The following is a 17,576-nucleotide window of genomic DNA, read 5'->3' on the forward strand; positions in this document are numbered from 1 at the left end:
TGGTGGCAGGTACAGGATTCGAACCTGTGAAGCTTTCGCGACGGATTTACAGTCCGCTCCCATTGGCCGCTCGGGCAACCTGCCGCCAGACAGGTTACAACGAACGGGTAGACAAAGCACAAACGGCCACCACCGCAAGAAGGGACGGATTCAATGGCGGACTCATCGTTCGACATCGTCAGCAAGGTCGACCGCCAGGAGGTCGACAACGCGCTCAACCAGGCCGCCAAGGAGCTGGCCACCCGCTTCGACTTCCGCGGCACCGACACCTCGATCGCCTGGAAGGGCGACGAGGCGATCGAGCTGACGTCCTCGACCGAGGAACGCGTCAAGGCCGCCGTCGACGTCTTCAAGGAGAAGCTGGTCCGCCGCGACATCTCGATGAAGGCCTTCGACGCCGGCGAGCCGCAGGCGTCCGGCAAGACCTTCAAGGTCAACGGCACCCTCAAGCAGGGCATCAGCAGCGAGAACGCCAAGAAGATCACCAAGCTCATCCGCGACGAGGGTCCGAAGACCGCCAAGACCCAGATCCAGGGCGACGAGATCCGCGTCAGCAGCAAAAAACGGGACGACCTGCAGGCCGTCATCGCCATGCTCAAGAACGCCGACCTGGACGTGGCGCTGCAGTTCGTCAACTACCGGTAACCGGCGTTGCGCGACCGCGAGCGTAACGCCACTGCGAACTCGTGCCCGACGTTTCGCAGCTACGTTACGCTCGCCGCCGCCGGGCCCTGGCCCGACCAACCGGTAGGTCTCTAGGCTGGTGATCAGGCCCACAATCCAAGCGAGGTTCACGATGACCGTGACTCCCCGGGAAGCCGCCGGCGGCGTTCCCCACACCAACGGCGAGGGCGACGGCTACGTCGACGTCGTCATCGTCGGCGCCGGAATCTCGGGCATCGACGCGGCCTACCGCATCACCGAGCGCAACCCGGACGCGACGTACGTCATCCTGGAGCAGCGTGCGCGGATCGGCGGCACCTGGGACCTGTTCCGCTACCCGGGCGTGCGCTCCGACAGCAGCATCTTCACGCTGTCGTTCCCCTTCGAGCCGTGGACCCGCCGGGAAGGCGTCGCCGACGGCGTGCACATCCGCGAGTACCTGACCGCCACCGCACGCAAGTACGGCATCGACCGCCACATCCGGTTCAACAGCCGTGTCCGCTCGGCGAACTGGGATTCGGCCACCGACACCTGGACGATCACCACCGAGCAGGACGGCACCCGCACGACCTACCGCGCCAGGTTCGTGTTCTTCGGCAGCGGCTACTACAACTACGACGAGGGCTACACCCCCGACTTCCCCGGCATCGACCAGTTCGGCGGAACCGTGGTGCACCCCCAGCACTGGCCGGAAGACCTCGACTACACCGGCAAGAAGGTCGTGGTGATCGGCAGCGGCGCCACCGCGGTCACCCTGCTGCCGTCGCTGTCGGACCGCGCCGCGACGGTGACCATGCTGCAGCGCTCCCCGACCTACCTCATCTCGGCCTCCCGGTACGGAACGGTGGCCGCCGTCGCCCGGAAGCTGCTGCCCCGCAAAGCCGCTCATCTGGTGGTGCGCATGTACAGCGCACTGTCGGAGGCGGCGTTCTTCGCGCTGTCGCGCAAGGCGCCCCGCCTCGTCCGGTGGATGTTGCGCCGCAAGGCGCTCAGCAGCCTGCCCGCCGGCTACGACGTCGACACCCACTTCAGGCCGCGATACGACCCGTGGGACCAGCGGATGTGCCTGATCCCCGACGCCGACCTCTACCACGCGATCAGCACCGGCCGCGCCGACGTGGTCACCGGCCACATCGACCACTTCGACAAAGCCGGCATCGTGCTCAGCTCCGGCGCTCACCTCGACGCCGACATCGTCGTCACCGCCACCGGCCTGCAACTGCAGGCGCTCGGCGGCACGGCGATCAGCCTCGACGGCGTCGAGATCGATCCCCGGGACCGCTTCGTCTACAAGGCGCACATGCTCGAGGACGTGCCCAACCTGTTCTGGTGCGTCGGCTACACGAACGCCTCCTGGACGCTGCGCGCCGACATCACCGCACGGGCGACCGCGAAACTGCTGGCGCACATGGCTTCTCACGGCTATACCCACGCCTACCCGCATCTCGGCGGCCAACCGATGACCGAGAAACCCGCCTGGGACATCAACGCCGGCTACGTGCTGCGCTCACTGCACGCGCTGCCCAAGTCCGGTACGAGACGACCGTGGAACGTGCGGCAGAACTACCTCGCCGACGCCCTGGACTACCGGTTCGACCGCATCGAGGAAGCCATGGTGTTCGGCCGGGTCGCCGACCGGGCGGCACTGACGGGATAACCGCCGGCGGGTTGACCGTCAGCCGGTTCGGTCGGCCCCCACGTCGGATACTCCGGGCAGGATCTCCATGCCACAGTTGGGGCAGAACTTCTCGGCGGGGTGGTGTTCGGCCCCGCAACTCGAGCAGAAGTGCTGCTGCGGCGTGGGCGAGGGTGCCGCGCCGAGGAGCCGGGCGGCACCCGCTTTGATGCCCCTGCGGGCGCGGACTGGTTCGACGTTGTCGCCGTCGCCGGGGCAAACAAGCTGGACGCCCGCTGGTTTCGCCGGCGCGTCCGGGTGCCGGCGGCTGCGCGTCACCAGGAGGGTCAGGCCACCGGCGGCGGCGAGCACCAGCACGACCGTGCCGATGACGTACCACATCAGGGTGGTGCCGCTCAGCAGCGTGTCATCGCCGTAGCGCCGGCGCAGATTCACCGCACTCGTCTTGAGCTCCAGCAGTCCGGGGTAATCGGGCGACATCGCCTGCGCCCGGTCGAAGTCGGCGATGGCGTCGGTGTAGTGGCCGGAGTAGAAGTGGCCGAGCCCGCTGCGGTAGAGGACGTCGGCCGGCCCCAGCGCGGCCGTGACGCCCTTGCCGGCCAGCAACGCGGCGAGACTGGCGGCCGGCGCCACGAAGTTGAACGGCTGCGGCTCACCGACGGGTGCGAAGCTGTTGACGCCGATCACCGTGCCGTCGAGTCCGACGGTGGGGCCGCCGCTCATCCCCTCGGTGACCGGGGCATCGATCTCGTACTCTGGGATGCTGCCCACGGACGACTTCTTGCTGATGGTGCCGCTCTTGTTCGTCGGGTCCAGCGACGGATCGGTGATCCGTTTCGTGCTCTGCGCGTACCCCACCGCGAGAATCGGGGTGCCGATGCTGACGGCGGCGTCGGAAGCCAGTTTCGACGACGGCAAGTCGTGCCGTTCGACTTTGAGCAGGGCGACGTCGCCTTTGCTGATGGGCCGGAAATCCACCACGTTGGCGAGCAGTTTCCCGACGACCCGGTCCCCGCTGCCGTACACCAGTGTCAGCGCGGGCTGCGGACCCCGGTCGGCGCCGTCGCCTTCGACTTTGGCGTTCTGTCGCAGCCACCGCAGGACCGCGCCCGGGTTCTGCCCGATCGCCGAATCCGGATATTGGATGACGTATTCCTTGGCGGCCCGCTTGAGAATGAGAGCTTTGGCGTTGTTCGGGTCCACGCAATGTCCCGACGTGGCCACCCACCCGTCGGGGTTGACGACGAAGGCGGTGCACGACCAGGTCGCGGTGAACGGAATGTTCGAGCCCTCGCCGAACTGCGACAACAACGTGCCGTCGGGCAACCGGACCTGGCCGTACGCCTGGCCCGACAGGTACATCACGGCGGGCCGGATGAGTGCCGCCGCCCTCTCCTGCGGATTGTGCTGGGGGCCATCAGCATCGGCGGAGGCGATGCCCGCGGGCGACGTCATCACCGCGAGCGCGGCCGCGGACAATGCCGCGACCGCCCGGCCCCACCGACGTCTGGGCATCGTCCCTCTTTCCCTCGCCTCCAGGAAGCACCGCGCAACATCGACGATCCGGCAGCGCGCCCGGCGGGGCTAGGGACCGAAGTCCCCTGCCCGGGTGTCGTTGGGTTCGACTTCGGTGGCCGCGCGGCCAGTGAACCACTTCTCAATCGGAGGTGTCGGCAATACGCTGATCGCCATGGCATCACAGATGCGCGAGCCCAACGTCGTCGTCCTCGGCGGCGGCTCGTGGGGAACCACGGTGGCGTCCATCTGTGCGCGCCGCGGACCGACACTGCAATGGGTGCGCTCCGAGGTGACCGCCAACGACATCAACGACAATCACCGCAACAGCCGCTATCTCGGCAACGACGTCGTGCTGAGCGACGGGCTGCGCGCCACCACCGACTTCGCCGAGGCCGCCCACTGCGCCGACGTCGTGGTCATGGGCGTGCCCTCGCACGGCTTCCGCGGCGTGCTCACCGAGTTGGCCAGGGAACTGCGGCCGTGGGTGCCGGTGGTGTCGCTGGTCAAGGGTCTCGAGCAGGGCACCAACATGCGGATGTCGCAGATCGTCGAGGAGTTGCTGCCCGGTCATCCGGCAGGAATCCTGGCCGGACCGAACATCGCCCGGGAGGTGGGCGAGGGCTACGCGGCCGCGGCGGTCCTGGCGATGCCCGACCAGCACCTGGCGACCCGGCTCTCGGAGCTGCTGCGGACCCGGCGCTTCCGCGTGTACACCACCGACGACGTCGTCGGCGTGGAGCTGGCCGGCGCGTTGAAGAACGTCTACGCCATCGCCGTCGGGATGGGCTACTCGCTGGGGATCGGCGAGAACACCCGCGCGCTGGTGATCGCGCGGGCGTTGCGCGAGATGACCAAGCTGGGCGTCGCGATGGGCGGGGACCCCGACACCTTCCCCGGGCTGGCCGGCCTGGGCGACCTCATCGTCACCTGCACCAGTCAGCGCAGCCGCAACCGCCACGTCGGCGAACAACTCGGTGCCGGCAAGCCGATCGACGAGATCATCTCCTCGATGAACCAGGTCGCCGAGGGCGTCAAAGCCGCCAGCGTGATCATGGATTTCGCCAACGAGTTCGGCCTGATCATGCCGATCGCCCGGGAGGTCGACGCGGTGATCAACCACGGCTCCACCGTCGAGCAGGCCTACCGCGGCCTGATGGTCGAGGTCCCGGGGCACGAGGTGCACGGCGCCGGGTTCTGACCGCCGCCGCGGCCGAGCGAGCCCTACCCGCGCGCCATCGCCTCCAGCCGGCGAATGCGGTCCTCGATCGGAGGGTGGGTGGCGAACAGCGCGCCGATGCGCTCACCCGTCCGAAACGGGTTGGCGATCATCAGGTGCGCCTGACTGGCCAGCTGCGGCTCCGGCGGCAGCGGCGCGGCCTGCACCCCGCCGGAGATCTTGCGCAGCGCCGACGCCAGGGCCAACGGGTCACCGGTCAGCACGGCACCCGACTCGTCGGCCTGGTATTCGCGCGACCGTGACACCGCCAGCTTCACCACCGTCGCGGCGACCGGCCCCAGGAAAGAAACCAGCAGCAGCCCAAAGGGGTTTCCACCGTCGCGGTTGCCGCCGAACATGCCGGCGAACATGGCCATGTTGGCCAGCGCCGTGATCACCGACGCCAGGGCGCCGGCAATGCAGGAGATCAGGATGTCGCGGTTGTAGACGTGGGAGAGCTCGTGTCCCAGCACAGCGCGCAGCTCACGCTCGGTGAGGATGTCCAGGATGCCGGTCGTGCAGCACACCGCGGCGTTGTGCGGATTGCGGCCGGTGGCGAAGGCGTTGGGCGCGTTGGTGTCGCTGACGTACAGCCGCGGCATCGGCTGGTGCGCGGCGGTCGCCAACTCGCGCACGATGCGGTACATCGCCGGCGCCTGCAGTTCCGAGACGGGCTGGGCGTGCATCGCCCGCAGGGCCAGCTTGTCGCTGTTGAAGTAGACGTACACATTCATGCCGACGGCGAACAGCATCGCGAAGATCAGTGCCGTCCTGCCGAACAAGGCGCCGGCGAAGACGATCAGCGCGGACATACCGACCAACAGGACGAAGGTCTTCAGCCTGTTGGCATGCGGATGCCAGGTCATCGGTGTCCTCCTCAGAACACTCGGAAAAGCACGGTCAGGGTCGACTACTTCTCATTGAACTGCTCATTGAACGCCCGGAAGGACGTTCCGAGTTCCGCCACGCCCGGCGTTCTCCGCTAGCCGTGCCGGCTGATCGTGTAGTCCACCAGTGTTTGCAGCGCGCACCGGCCGGGGGTATCGGGCAACAGAGCGAGCTCGTCGTGCGCCTGCGCCGCATACCGGGCCAGGAACTGCTTGGCTTTGGCCATGCCCGCCGAGGCCCGCAACAACGTCAACGCCTCGGCCACCGACTCGTCCTGTTCGACGGGCCCGGCCAGCAACTCGCGCAGCCGCGCCGCCTCGGGCCCGGGTTCGCGTAGCGCGTAGAGCATCGGCAAGGTGTTGACGCCTTCGCGCACGTCGGTGCCGGGCAGCTTGCCGGACTCTTGGGAGTCGCTGTCGATGTCGATGATGTCGTCGGAGATCTGGAACGCGGTGCCCACGATGCCGCCCAGCCGGCTCAGCCGCTGCACCTGCTCCTCGGCGGCGCCGGAGAACATGCCACCGAACTGGCCGGCCGCGGCGATCAGACAGGCGGTCTTCTCGTACACGACCCTCAAGTAGTGCTCGATGGGGTCGTCGCCGCCGGCCGCGCCGTGGGTCTCGCGCATCTGCCCGGTCACCAGCTGAGCAAACGTCTCGGCGATGAGCCGCACCGCGTCGGGTCCCAGCTGTGACACGAGCCGCGACGCCGTGGCGAACAGGTAGTCGCCGGCCAGGATGGCGACGTTGTTGCCCCAGCGGACATTGGCGGTGGGTGTGCCGCGGCGCACCTCGGCCTCGTCCATCACGTCGTCGTGGTAGAGCGTGGCCAGGTGCACCAGCTCGATCACCGCCCCGGCGATCGTCACCCCCTCGGCATCGGGGTTGGGCCCCAGTTGCGCCGACAGCACCGTGAAGAGCGGCCGAAACCGCTTGCCGCCGGCGTTGAACAGGTGCGTCAGCGAGTCGGTCATCACCGGGTCCGCGCTGCGCAGTTCGGTGTCGATGAGCTGCTCGACCCGCTCGACGCCGTCCCGGACGGTCACCGCCAGCGCGGCATCGCCGAAGTCAACGCCCGCCACCACCGTCGCCGGAGTCCTCACCCGACCAAACATACTGGTGTACATGCAGACGAGAGCGACCAGAGCCCTCAAGGCCGACGTGGTGGTCGTGGGCGCCGGGCCCGCCGGCTCGGCGGCCGCCGCCCACGCCGCCCGGGCGGGCCGGGACGTCCTCGTCGTCGACTCGGCCGGCTTCCCGCGCGACAAGGCGTGCGGTGACGGCTTGACCCCGCGCGCGGTCGCGGAGCTGCACCGACTGGGTCTGGGCGGCTGGCTCGACACCCGCATCCGGCATCGCGGACTGCGGATGAGCGGGTTCGGCGGCGAAGTGCAGGTGGACTGGCCGGGCCCGTCGTTCCCGGCCACCGGCAGCGCGGTGGCCCGACTCGAGCTCGACAACCGGATCCGCCAGTGCGCCGAAGACTCCGGGGCCCGGATGCTGCTCGGATCCAAAGTGGTCGCTGCCCAACATGACTCGTCACGGCGGGTAGTGTCGCTGAGCCTGGCCGACGGCACGGAGGTGGGCTGCGGACAGCTGATCGTCGCCGACGGGGCGCGGTCTCCACTGGGGCGCACGCTGGGCAGGCGTTGGCATCAGGAGACGGTGTACGGCGTCGCGGCGCGCGGCTATCTGGCCACCCCGCGCGCCGACGACCCGTGGCTGACCTCACATCTTGAACTACGCTCCCCCGACGGAGCGGTGCTGCCCGGCTACGGCTGGATCTTCCCGCTGGGCAACGGCGAGGTGAACATCGGCGTGGGGGCACTGTCGACGTCGAAACGGCCGGCCGAGCTGGCGCTGCGCCCGCTGATCTCCTCCTACACCGACCTGCGCCGCGACGAGTGGGGTTTCACCGGCGAGCCCCGGGCGGTGGCGTCGGCGCTGTTGCCGATGGGCGGCGCGGTGTCCGGGGTGGCCGGGCCCAACTGGATGCTGGTCGGCGACGCCGCGGCCTGCGTCAACCCGCTGAACGGCGAGGGCATCGACTACGGCCTGGAAACCGGGCGGCTGGCCGCCGACCTGCTGGACTGCGGCGACCTGTCGCAGGTCTGGCCGTGGCTGCTGCAGCGCCACTACGCGCGCGGGTTCTCCGTCGCGCGCCGGCTGGGGCTGCTGCTGACCTTCCAGCGGTTCCTGCCCGCTACCGGGCCGATCGCGATGCGCTCCCCCGCGTTGATGGCGATCGCGGTGCGGGTGATGGCCAACCTGGTCACCGACGAGGACGCCGACTGGGTGGCGCGGGCCTGGCGCGGCGCCGGCCGGCTGTCCCGGCTGATCGACCGGCGAACGCCGTTCACCTGACCCGAGATCAATTCGTGATCGCGGTGTATAGTCCCGCTAATGAAGCGTACGAGGCTGACGACGGGCCTCGCCGTGACGGCTGCCGCGATCGCGCTGGCCGCGCCGGCGCAGGCCGACTATGACACCGACTTCAAGAACACCGTCAACGACTTCGGCGTCTACGGCCCCCAGGACCAACTCGCGTGGCTGGGCAAGATCGAATGTCAACGGATCGAGCGCGGCGTGGACCACGACGCCCAACAGTCCGCCGTCTTCCTGCAGCAAAACCTGCCGCGGGGCACCACCCAGGGCCAGGCGCTGCAGTTCCTCGGCGCCGCGATCGGTCACTACTGCCCCGAGCAGGTCGGCTTCATCCAGCGCGCCGGGACCTAGCCGGTCCTCGGCGCTCGCCTCACCGCAGGGGTTTGTACCCCGCGTGCAACGCCACGATCCCGCCGGTCAGGTTGCGCCAGCGCACCGCCGACCACCCCGCCCGCCCGATCTCGCGCGCCAGCGCGGCCTGGTCGGGCCAGGCGCGGATCGACTCGGCCAGGTACACGTAGGCGTCGGGATTGCTGGACACCGCCCGCGCCACCCGCGGCAGCGCCCGCATCAGGTACTCCTTGTAGATGGTGGCCAGCGCCGCGTTGGTGGGCGTGGAGAACTCGCACACCACCAGCCGCCCGCCGGGCCTGGTGACACGCGCCATCTCGCGCAGCGCCGCCTGCGGGTCGGCCACGTTGCGCAGCCCGAAGCTGATCGTGACCGCGTCGAACACGCCGTCGGCGAACGGCAGCCGGGTCGCGTCACCGGCCACCTTGGGCACCTCGCGGGCCGCACCCGCCGCCAGCATCCCGACCGAGAAATCCGCCGCAACGCACCAGGCCTCGGATTTCGCCAGCTCGACCGTGGACACCGCGGTCCCCGCGGCGAGGTCCAGCACCCGGTGACCGGAACCGATCCGCAGCGCGGACCGGGTGGCCTTGCGCCAGTAGCGGTCCTGGCCCAGGGACAGCACGGTGTTGGTCAGGTCATACCGGCGGGCGACGCCGTCGAACATCGACGCGACATCGCGGGGATCCTTGTCCAGGGCGGCACGACTCACGACGTAGACGCTACCGGGCCGGAGCGGGCTCGCGACCTCGGCTGCCCCACCGGATCTTCTGATTTCCCCTGCGTAACGCCCAATCGTTATCTAAACTCAACCTGCACTCGTCACACGGAGACGCGACGTTTATGGGATTCGAACTGGCCATCGGCGGGAAATCCGCATCGCTGCGGCAAGCCCGGATGCTCGCCGCTCGCAGCGCGCTCCGCCTCGGCGTCACAACGGCCACGGTCCTCACCGCGGGCGGTCTGGTTTTCGCCGCATCCGTCGGCGCCGAACCGGCCGCGACGGTCAAGGCACGGACCCAGCGCATGTCCGAACCGTCACCCAACGCGCGCCAGGACGGCTGGTACGACGTCGACGACCGGCTGGTGTTGGTGTGCTCGACACGCGGACAGGCCACGACACTCTGGTACAAGACGTCGGACGGGCATTTCGTCTCCGGTGTCGACATCGAGACGCGCACGCAGAACGCGGCGACGCCCGACTGCGCCGGCCAATTCGACCCCGCGGGCGCGCCGGCGGGCAGCCCAGGGCGCGCGATGGGACAACGCCGGTCGGTCAACTCCGGCGCCGAAGGCCAGTGCACCTGGGGCGCGCTGCAGAAGTGGTTCGAGGCCGGCGGGTATTACCCCGCCCTGCAGGGCAACGCCATGGACTGGGCGGACTCCGCGCGGGCGCACGGCTGGACGGTCGTCACCGATCCGCAGCCACGCGCGATCGTCGTGTTCGAGCCGTGGCTGCCGGGTGTCAGTCCGTACGGCCATGCTGCGTGGGTGAATTCGGTGTCCGAGCGCGGCGACGGCACCTGGGTGAACATCACGGAGATGAACAACGCAACCTACGGCGGCGCCGGTCAGTGGTGGACCCGCGATGCCAGGAACGTCCCGGGAATGTCCTACATCCTTATGCCCTGACGGGCTGGATCCTTACGTCCTGACGGGCTGGATCCTCATGCCCTGACCCAGCTCCGGCGTCACGCGCGCCTCCTCCGGCGCGCCGACACCTGCGCCCGGGCCAACGGCGACAACACCGCCTCGTAGTGGCCGAGCAACTCGTCGCAGATGGCCGGCCAGCTGCGGTGCAGCACACTGCGCCGGGCCGACTGCGAGTAGCGGTGCCGTTCGGTGAGCAGGTGCGCGACGGCGGCTGGCAGCCTCGTCTCGAATTCCTTGACCGGCAGCAACAACCCGGTACGGCACGGCGTGATGAGGTCGCGCGGGCCGCCGGCATCGGGGGCGATCACCGGCAGACCCGACGCCAGCGCTTCTTGTACGACCTGACAGAACGTCTCGTGTTCACCGGTGTGCACGAAGACGTCCATGCTGGCGTAGGCCGCGGCGAGGTCCGCACCGTAGAGCGCACCGGTGAACACCGCCGTCGGCATCAAAGATCGCAGCTTGGCTGCATCGACGCCGTCGCCGACGATGACGAGCTGCACAGCGTCGCCGGCGGCCAGCGCGGCGAGCCGTTCGACGTGCTTCTCCGGCGCGAGCCGACCGACGAATCCGACGATCGGCTTGCCCTGCGGCGACCAGCGCCGCCGCAGCGCCTCGTCACGCGCCGAGGGCGCATAGCGGATGACGTCGACCCCGCGCGCCCACTGGTGCACCCGCGGGATGCGCTGGGCCACCAGCGACTCCATCGTCGCGCTGGACGGAGCCAGGGTGCGGTCGGCCAGGGCGTGCAGGTGCCGGAACCAGGCCCACGCCGCCCGGGTGGTGATTCCGATGCCGTAGCTCGCCGCGAAACCCGGGACGTCGGTCTGGTAGACCGCGACGGCCGGCACCCCGAGACGGCGCGCGGCCCGCACCCCGCCGTAGCCGAGCAGCGCCGGCGAGGCCAGGTGAATGACGTCGGGGTCGAACCCGCGCAGGGTGCGCACCATGCGGGGGGTGGGCACCCCGAGCGGCAACGTGGTCACCTTCGGGAACATCCGCGACGGCACCCGATGCACCCGGATCCCGTCGTGAAGGCGCTCGGCGGGGGGCTCACCCGGCGGGGTGTCGGGTGCGATGACGAGGGCCTCGTGCCCCGTCCTGCGCAGGTGCTCGAGCACCCGGATCACCGAGTTGCTGACACCGTTGACATGCGGAAGGAAGGATTCGGCGACGATCGCAACGCGCACGTCACGATAGTGTCAGGGCCGACTGTCGATCAGGTTGCCGAGGGGCATACGTCGTTTGAAATCTGCTGCTCAAGAACCCGACGGGACCGTCGGGACCGGACCGGGGCGGGCTTCGGGGCGCTGGTCCAGCCGTTTGTCCAGCACCGCCAGGCCGACCAGCATCACCGTCGCGGCCAGCCAGCCGACGACCGCGATGGAACCCGCCGGGATGATCGCCAGCGCGGCGTTGCGGTGCTGCACCCGGACCAGGTTCGGGTCGGTCTTGTTGTATTCGACGTAAATGCGCATGCCCGTCGACAACTCGGACGGGTACAGCACGCCGAGCTCGGGACGGTAGGTGACCCGCTCGGGCGTGACGAACTCGATCGTGGAGCGCCGCGGCCCCGCGCTTAGCACCTCGGCCTGAGCCACCCCCATGTTGTGCCGGATCGCGAGGTCGTCGCGCCAGGCGCCGGCCACCAGCAGCACCGACTGCAGCGTGACGAGACCGGTCACGATCAGCACCGCGATCCGCGCCCACCGCAGCACCGCGCGCGCCCGGGTCTTCGGCGGCTCATCGCTGCGGCCGTGGATCAGGATGCGCAGCAACGCCTTCGCCGAATTCAGGGTGTCGGGCATCGCGTCGGGCTCACAGCGCGGCCTTGATGGCGGCGTGCAGCTGTCGCAGCGAGGACCGGTCGGCCTTGACCTCGAGCACGCGCATGCCCGCTGCGGGTTCGTCGAGGGCCGCGTCGAGCTCGGCGACCTCGATCTGGCGGCTCTCGACGTGGTAGGCACGGCACAGCGCGCCCACGTCGACGTCGTGCGGAGTACCGAAGACCCGCGACGACACGTCGGAGAACCGGGGGTCGCCCAGTTCGAGCAGCTCGAAGATGCCGCCGCCGTTGTCGTTGGACACCACGATGGTCAGGCGCTGCGGCGTCGGCTCGGTGGGCCCGATCAGCAGCCCGGAGCTGTCGTGGACGAACGTGAGGTCGCCGATCAGGGCGATCGTGCGCCCCTCGTGCGCCAGGGCCGCCCCGATCGCGGTCGAGACGGTGCCGTCGATTCCGGCGACGCCGCGGTTGGAGCGCACCGGGATGCCGTGCGGGTTCAGCCCGACGAGCGCCGCGTCGCGGACCGGGTTGGAGGCGCCGAGCACCAGCTGGTCACCGGGTCGCAGCGCTCTGACCACGGCCGCGGCCACGTGCAGGCCGGTGGTGAGCGGGTGCGCCTCCAGCTGCCCGCGCACGGCGTGGGCCGCGTGCCGGTTCACCTCCGCGCAGCGCCGCAGCCATGCCGGGTGCGGTGCTCCGGTGGTGACGGCCCGGGTGCCGGTGGCCTGCGAATTCCCGGACACGTCCGGCCAGCGCGGCCCGGTGGTCAGCGCGTACACGGGCACCTGGGGGTCGGCCAGCAGGGCCGCCACCGGCCGGTGCAGGGTCGGGCGGCCGAGCATGATCACCTGCCTGGGGCGCAGCAGCGGCAGCGCCAGCGGGTGCAGCGGGTTGGCGGCCGTTGGGGCGGTTGGCTCCGCGACGGTCGGCAGCTGCGCCAGGTTGGGGTGGACACCGGCGCCGTGCCCGGCGATGACGACCGTGTCGGGCGACAGGTCGATGTCCAGCGGCTGGTCGAACGTCACCGGCGGCGTGTAGGTCCACGGCTTGCCGCCGGGCCGACCGGGCGGGGTCACCGCGCCGCGGGGCTCGGCGTCGGGCACCAGCGGCTCGCGCAGCGGGATGTCGAACTGCACGGGCCCGGCGTTGGCGGTGCGCGACCCGGTCGCGGCCGCCAGCACCCGGCAGGTGGCCGAGCGCCAGGTGGCGTTGAGCGCATCCAATCGCTCCGGCGCGTCCTCGGCCAGACCCAGGCCGATGGTGGCACGGACCTGGGTGCCGAAGTAGCCCAGCTGTTCCATGGTCTGGTTGGATCCGGTGCCGAGCAGTTCGTAGGGCCGATTGGCCGACAGCACGATCAGCGGCACGCGCGCGTAGTTGGCCTCGACCACCGCCGGACCGAGGTTGGCGACAGCGGTGCCCGACGTCATCGCGACGCACACCGGCGCGCCCGCGCCGAGGGCCAGGCCGATGGCCAGGTAGCCGGCCGTGCGCTCGTCGATGCGGACGTGCAACCGGACCCGACCGGCGCGGTCGGCGTCCTGCAGGGCGAAGGCCAGCGGAGCGTTCCGCGATCCGGGGCACAGCACCACGTCGCGCACGCCGCCGCGGATCAGCTCGTCAACGACGACGCGGGCCTGGGTCGTCGAGGGGTTCACCCATACAGGGTGTCACATCGGTGACGACGCGCTCAGGCCTTGACGCCGGCGAGGAACTGCAGCGCCGCGGAGTTGACGGCTTGCGGCCGCTCCAGGAAGCCGAGATGGCCGGCGTCCGGGATCTGCAGGTACCGCCCGTTGGGCAGAGCGTCGGCGACCTCCCGGCCCAGATGGGGCGGCGTGACCACGTCGTCGCCGAAACCGATCACCAGTACCGGGGCGGCGACGCTGCGGTACGCGGGCAGCCGGTTGGTCTGCGGAGAGACGTCCAGCTGGCAGCGCAGGCCCGGTGTCTGCTTGATCGGCCAGGTGGAGAACATCGCGATCCAGTCGGCGACGGCGGCATCGTCGTTGATCGTCTTGCGCGAGAAGCTCTCCAGCAGACGCGACCGCGCGTCGTAGGAGGGCGGCAGCCGGGCACCCGACTCGTACAGCTCGACTTCGGCGTCGTGAAAGAACTGGCGGGCATGGTCGAGGCGGCCGCGGGTGGCCATCAGCACGGCGGAGCTGACCAGCTCGGGCCTGACCACCATGAGCTCCTGGGCGATGAACGCACCCATCGACATCCCGACGATACGAGCCGGCGCGGCGTCCAGCGACTCGATCAACGCGGCAGTGTCGGCGACCATCGTCTGCGTGGTGAATGCCTCGGCATTCTCGGTGGCGCCGATCCCGCGGTTGTCGAAGGTGATGACCCGGTAGCCCGCCTCCAGAAACGCCGGCACCTGGTGCGGCAGCCAGGTGCGCCCGGGGCCGCCACGGCCGGAGATGAAGACGACGGGCTCACCGGATCCTCGATCGTCGTAAGCCAGGTTGATCACCCGACCGACGGTACAGGTGCCCAGGTGCGCCGCTGTCCGCTAGACCGAGGGGCCGGCAACGCGATGCCACCAGGGGACGCGGCGGGCGAGCGGGATGTCCAGCGTTACGCGACGGTCGAGTGAGTGCTCGAGTGTCACCAGCAGGGCCAGGAAGACGAGCACGTAGATGATCGAGGTCCCGATGTCGGTCGCGCCCGCGGTGTAGGGCCCGCCGAAGCCCTCGGCCGTCGACCAGATGCCCAGGCTGTAGAGGGCGCCGCCGAGGTAGACGGCGCGGCGGGCCAACCCGGTCAGCAGCAGGATCGCGATCACCGTCTCGGCGACGGCAATGAGATACCCCCACAACTGCGGTTCCGGGCGCATCAGGTCGATCCAGAGGTGAAACCACGGCATCAGCCAGTTCGGCTGGCCCTGGGCCGCAGCGACCATGCTCGGCAGCATGGTGGCGCGGAACCCGGGCTGCCACTTCAGCCACGCGTCGATCGCCCAGACCACGCCGAACGCGATGCGCAGTGCGGTGGCGGCGGTCTGGGTGCGGGTGCTGGCCGCAGCGTTTTCCACGGCCGTCACGCTACCGGGTTCAGCAGCCGGAAACAGGCGACGCCGCGGTCAGCTCGTCGTACTGCCCGGCGCGCCGCCGCCGCCGGGGCCGACGAGGCCACCGCCTGGGCCGCCGGCACCGATTGAACCCCCGGAACCGTCAAGGCCTCCCGCACCGCCGTGAACGGTGTAGAGACCGTCACCGCCGGACTGGCCGGGCTTGCCGACCCCGCCGCCGGAACCGGGACCTCCGGCTCCGCCGTCACCGCCGGACGCGCCGAGGCCACCGGAAACGCCCCCGCCGCCCCCGCCGCCCCCGTAGTACCCGGCTCCCCCCATTCCGCCGTTGCCGCCGTCGCCGTTTCGTCCGTAGGACCCGTCGCCGGCACCTCCACTGCCTTCACCTGGATTTCCGCCGATGCCGCCACCGCCGCCACCACCGCCGCCGGAACCGGTCATCGGTAACGTCCCGGTCTCATTGCCGTCACCGCCGTGGCCGCCGGTGCCACCGGCTCCGCCGTCACCGCCGTATCCCTTAACACCGCCGCCGCCGCCGTCACCGCCGATTCCGGCACCGCCGCCGCCACCACCACCGACGGTGGCGGTTCCGGCGCCGCCGCGGCCACCGTTACCCCCCGCCCCGCCGGCACCGCCGGTCGCGACCTGCTGCGACGATGCCAGCGGACTGCCGGCGACACCGCCGTTGCCGCCGTTGCCGCCGAACCCGCCGTACCCCTCACTACCCCCGCTCGAGGTCGTGCCGCCCAAGCCGCCCGCACCGCCCACGCCGCCCACGCCGCCGTCACCCGGGTTGCCCGCGTGGCCGGTCGGGGCCGCCGCCGCTCCCGGAGCTCCGCCGGCCCCGCCGTCACCGCCGGTGCCGCCCGGGCCGCCCTGCGCCATCGTTGCGTCGGCACCACCTGAGGCGCCGATGCCGCCGGTTCCGCCTTGGCCCCCACTGCCACCAACACCGCCGTTGCCGCCGTTGCCTGTCACCGTCCCGCCGGTCCCGCCGGCACCGCCGGCACCGCCGTTACCGCCGTCGGATCCCGGGAACCCGCTCCCTCCAGTGGCGCCGGTGACACCGGGACCGCCTTGGCCACCTTGCCCGCCGTTGCCGCCGTTTCCTTCCGACACGGCGTTCCCACCGGTTCCGCCGATACCCCCTGCACCGCCGGTGCCGGGAAACCCGGAGTCCGCCGCGCTGTTTCCGACAGCGCCTCCAGCACCGGAACCGCCGTAACCGCCGCGACCGGCAACACCGCCGTCGCCGCCGTTACCGGACACCGCGCCGCCAGAACCGCCGGCGCCCCCGGAGCCGCCTGTCCCGCCGACGCCGCCGTGGCCACCCGCCGCGTTCGTGGCGATGCTCGCGGCGCCCGCGCCGCCAGTACCGCCACTGCCGCCGGCTCCGCCCGCGCCGCCGTTGCCGACGTTTCCAGCAACGCCCCCCACACCACCGGCTCCGCCCAAGCCACCGACCCCGCCCTGACCACCCGCACCGTTGACGTAGTTGTTGGCGATACCGCCTTTCATCCCAGACCCGCCGACTCCGCCCGACCCGCCGGACCCACCGGCCCCACCGGTGCCGCCGTCGCCGGCGATCGACCCGCCGGCACCACCATGGCCGCCGGTTCCCCCAGCCCCGCCCGAAGCGCCGGCGCCCCCGTTGCCGCCCGGTGACGACGCGTTCGCCCCCGCCGCCCCGGCCGCCCCGTTGCCGCCGGTCCCGCCGGCACCCCCGACGCCGTAGTACCCGGCGGCCCCGCCGTTGCCGCCGTCACCGCCGGCGTGGCCCGCCGCGGTCGCATCAGCGCCGGCACCACCGGCACCACCGTCGCCACCCGACTGGCTCATCACCCCAGCCGAACCGGTCGCCCCGTCCACGTAGCCGTCCCCACCAGCGCCGCGAGTGCCTCCAGCGCCTTGATTTCCTCCGGTCCCACCTGAACCGCCGTTGCCGGTGCCGCCGTCGGCGAACGAGCCCGCGGCACCAACCCCGCCGTTACCCGCCCTGCCACCGGTGCCTCCGTCGCCACCGGCCCCGCCGTTACCCTGAACCCCAGCAACACCGTGGCTGGCCGACCCGCCAGCCCCGCCGGTACCGCCGACGCCACCGGAACCGCCTACACCGCCGTCCCCGCCGGACCCGCCGACACCGCCGTTGACACCAGCAACCCCCGTAGCGCCATTGCCCCCGCCCCCGCCGGTACCACCCTCGCCGCCGTTGCCACCGTTTCCGCCGACGCCGCCGTTACCGGCGATCGAACCACCAGCACCACCACGGCCGCCGGTTCCCCCGGCCCCGCCGTTACCGCCGTTACCCCCGGTAACGCCGGGCGACAACTCTCTCTCCCCGTGCAGGCCGGCCGCGCCGTTGCCGCCGGTCCCGCCGGCACCGCCGGTTCCGTAATAGCCGGCCGCTCCGCCGTTGCCGCCGTTGCCGCCGTCAGCGCCAGCGG

The 17,576-nt window shown here is 70.8% G+C and carries 15 protein-coding genes, 1 tRNA gene and 1 pseudogene; 6 read left to right on the plus strand and 11 right to left on the minus strand.

Features of this window, described 5'->3' with window-relative positions; translation table 11 throughout:
* Positions 1–84, minus strand: a tRNA-Tyr gene (locus AC2VOK_RS15010).
* 69 nt (positions 85–153) lie between these two features.
* Here AC2VOK_RS15010 and AC2VOK_RS15015 point away from each other — a divergent pair.
* Positions 154–645: a YajQ family cyclic di-GMP-binding protein gene (locus AC2VOK_RS15015; RefSeq protein WP_428901194.1), complete on the plus strand. Its 492-nt coding sequence runs from the start codon at positions 154–156 to the stop codon at positions 643–645.
* Between the two features lie 151 nt (positions 646–796).
* Positions 797–2,320, plus strand: a complete 1,524-nt coding sequence (locus tag AC2VOK_RS15020; protein ID WP_428901195.1) for a flavin-containing monooxygenase — start codon at positions 797–799, stop codon at positions 2,318–2,320.
* An 18-nt stretch (positions 2,321–2,338) separates the two neighbouring features.
* On the opposite strand, the gene AC2VOK_RS15025 is transcribed toward AC2VOK_RS15020, so the two are convergent.
* Entirely contained in the window at positions 2,339–3,814 is a 1,476-nt protein-coding gene (locus AC2VOK_RS15025) for a trypsin-like peptidase domain-containing protein (RefSeq protein WP_428901196.1), read from the minus strand.
* A gap of 175 nt (positions 3,815–3,989) precedes the next feature.
* Between AC2VOK_RS15025 and AC2VOK_RS15030 the strand changes: the two genes are divergently transcribed.
* Positions 3,990–5,015, plus strand: a complete 1,026-nt coding sequence (locus AC2VOK_RS15030; RefSeq protein ID WP_428901197.1) for an NAD(P)H-dependent glycerol-3-phosphate dehydrogenase — start codon at positions 3,990–3,992, stop codon at positions 5,013–5,015.
* A gap of 23 nt (positions 5,016–5,038) precedes the next feature.
* Here AC2VOK_RS15030 and htpX read toward each other — a convergent pair whose 3' ends face one another.
* Both htpX and grcC1 read right to left on the minus strand, forming a co-directional pair.
* Positions 5,039–5,899, minus strand: coding sequence for a zinc metalloprotease HtpX (htpX, locus tag AC2VOK_RS15035; RefSeq protein WP_428901198.1), 861 nt, complete (start codon positions 5,897–5,899; stop codon positions 5,039–5,041).
* A gap of 116 nt (positions 5,900–6,015) precedes the next feature.
* A complete protein-coding gene (gene grcC1 / locus AC2VOK_RS15040; protein ID WP_428901199.1) occupies positions 6,016–7,023 on the minus strand; it encodes a nonaprenyl/(2E,6E)-farnesyl/geranylgeranyl diphosphat synthase in 1,008 nt (335 codons plus the stop codon).
* 22 nt (positions 7,024–7,045) lie between these two features.
* On the opposite strand from grcC1, the gene menJ reads away from it, so the two are divergent.
* Both menJ and AC2VOK_RS15050 read left to right on the plus strand, forming a co-directional pair.
* On the plus strand, positions 7,046–8,284 hold the full coding sequence (menJ, locus tag AC2VOK_RS15045; RefSeq protein WP_428901200.1) for a menaquinone reductase: 1,239 nt from the start codon (positions 7,046–7,048) through the stop codon (positions 8,282–8,284).
* Between the two features lie 39 nt (positions 8,285–8,323).
* Positions 8,324–8,656: a DUF732 domain-containing protein gene (locus AC2VOK_RS15050; RefSeq protein WP_428901201.1), complete on the plus strand. Its 333-nt coding sequence runs from the start codon at positions 8,324–8,326 to the stop codon at positions 8,654–8,656.
* Positions 8,657–8,675: 19 nt separating this feature from the next.
* Here the strand turns inward: AC2VOK_RS15050 and AC2VOK_RS15055 are convergent, their stop codons facing one another.
* Positions 8,676–9,368 carry a demethylmenaquinone methyltransferase gene (locus tag AC2VOK_RS15055; protein ID WP_421527938.1) on the minus strand — a complete coding sequence of 231 codons (693 nt, stop codon included), beginning with the start codon at positions 9,366–9,368 and terminating at the stop codon, positions 8,676–8,678.
* 131 nt (positions 9,369–9,499) lie between these two features.
* Here AC2VOK_RS15055 and AC2VOK_RS15060 point away from each other — a divergent pair, with 131 nt between their 5' ends.
* Positions 9,500–10,288: a CHAP domain-containing protein gene (locus tag AC2VOK_RS15060; protein ID WP_428901202.1), complete on the plus strand. Its 789-nt coding sequence runs from the start codon at positions 9,500–9,502 to the stop codon at positions 10,286–10,288.
* Positions 10,289–10,347: 59 nt separating this feature from the next.
* Here AC2VOK_RS15060 and AC2VOK_RS15065 read toward each other — a convergent pair whose 3' ends face one another.
* From AC2VOK_RS15065 to AC2VOK_RS15090, 6 genes and pseudogenes are all read right to left on the minus strand, one after another.
* A complete protein-coding gene (locus AC2VOK_RS15065; RefSeq protein ID WP_428901203.1) occupies positions 10,348–11,499 on the minus strand; it encodes a glycosyltransferase family 4 protein in 1,152 nt (383 codons plus the stop codon).
* A gap of 69 nt (positions 11,500–11,568) precedes the next feature.
* The gene (locus tag AC2VOK_RS15070) at positions 11,569–12,105 is read right to left on the minus strand and encodes a DUF3592 domain-containing protein (RefSeq protein ID WP_428901207.1); all 537 of its coding nucleotides are present in this window, start codon (positions 12,103–12,105) and stop codon (positions 11,569–11,571) included.
* A 22-nt stretch (positions 12,106–12,127) separates the two neighbouring features.
* On the minus strand, positions 12,128–13,753 hold the full coding sequence (menD, locus tag AC2VOK_RS15075; RefSeq protein WP_428901204.1) for a 2-succinyl-5-enolpyruvyl-6-hydroxy-3-cyclohexene-1-carboxylic-acid synthase: 1,626 nt from the start codon (positions 13,751–13,753) through the stop codon (positions 12,128–12,130).
* A 32-nt stretch (positions 13,754–13,785) separates the two neighbouring features.
* Positions 13,786–14,574, minus strand: a complete 789-nt coding sequence (locus AC2VOK_RS15080; RefSeq protein WP_428901205.1) for an alpha/beta fold hydrolase — start codon at positions 14,572–14,574, stop codon at positions 13,786–13,788.
* Between the two features lie 39 nt (positions 14,575–14,613).
* Positions 14,614–15,135 carry a DoxX family membrane protein gene (locus AC2VOK_RS15085; protein WP_428901206.1) on the minus strand — a complete coding sequence of 174 codons (522 nt, stop codon included), beginning with the start codon at positions 15,133–15,135 and terminating at the stop codon, positions 14,614–14,616.
* A gap of 48 nt (positions 15,136–15,183) precedes the next feature.
* Positions 15,184–17,576 (minus strand): annotated as a pseudogene (locus AC2VOK_RS15090) (PE family protein); the annotation flags it as partial.

This window comes from Mycobacterium sp. TH-M116 (genome assembly GCF_057473685.1).

Excerpts from the sequence above, each read along its gene's own strand:
- AC2VOK_RS15015 (WP_428901194.1), top strand. The coding sequence starts at position 154 with ATGGCGGACTCATCGTTCGACATCGTCAGCAAGGTCGACCGCCAGGAG.
- AC2VOK_RS15020 (WP_428901195.1), top strand. The coding sequence starts at position 797 with ATGACCGTGACTCCCCGGGAAGCCGCCGGCGGCGTTCCCCACACCAAC.
- AC2VOK_RS15025 (WP_428901196.1), bottom strand. The coding sequence starts at position 3,814 with ATGCCCAGACGTCGGTGGGGCCGGGCGGTCGCGGCATTGTCCGCGGCC.
- AC2VOK_RS15030 (WP_428901197.1), top strand. The coding sequence starts at position 3,990 with ATGGCATCACAGATGCGCGAGCCCAACGTCGTCGTCCTCGGCGGCGGC.
- htpX (WP_428901198.1), bottom strand. The coding sequence starts at position 5,899 with ATGACCTGGCATCCGCATGCCAACAGGCTGAAGACCTTCGTCCTGTTG.
- menJ (WP_428901200.1), top strand. The coding sequence starts at position 7,046 with ATGCAGACGAGAGCGACCAGAGCCCTCAAGGCCGACGTGGTGGTCGTG.
- AC2VOK_RS15050 (WP_428901201.1), top strand. The coding sequence starts at position 8,324 with ATGAAGCGTACGAGGCTGACGACGGGCCTCGCCGTGACGGCTGCCGCG.
- AC2VOK_RS15060 (WP_428901202.1), top strand. The coding sequence starts at position 9,500 with ATGGGATTCGAACTGGCCATCGGCGGGAAATCCGCATCGCTGCGGCAA.